This window comes from Lactobacillus delbrueckii subsp. delbrueckii DSM 20074 = JCM 1012, from assembly GCF_001433875.1.
Classification (GTDB): Bacteria; Bacillota; Bacilli; order Lactobacillales; family Lactobacillaceae; genus Lactobacillus; species Lactobacillus delbrueckii.
Map to the genome: position 1 here is coordinate 1,238 of NZ_AZCR01000111.1, position 368 is coordinate 1,605.

The 368-nt window shown below is 45.9% G+C and carries 1 pseudogene; it reads left to right on the plus strand.

Annotated elements, in window-relative coordinates:
* Positions 1-368: pseudogene (locus tag FD23_RS10835) on the plus strand (RNA-guided endonuclease TnpB family protein); the annotation flags it as partial.

Below are 368 nucleotides of genomic sequence, written 5' to 3' on the forward strand. Positions count from 1 at the left end.
TGAGCTTGCCAATGCCATCGTTGACAAATACGGCAAGCGAAACGAAACACAAATCGCCAGCCATATATGAGTTTGCGCTGGCAACTCAATCAGCAGCTTGAGCGACTGGAGAAGGCAAACTAACCTTTGTCTAAGACTGCTTTGAGGAAGAAAATAAAACTGCTTGGCAAGCTCAAGAATCTGGAGCAGAACAATATCGGCAGAAAGTCGTATGACAAGAGCTACCGGTCAGCGCAAGAAACTGTCAGAAGCTTTATCAACCATGCGATAAACAGAATGATCGCGACAGAGCATCCGGCGGTCATTGCCAAGGAAGACTTGACGTTCGTAAAAGAAAAAGGCGTCAAATCAGATAACAGCAGATTCGC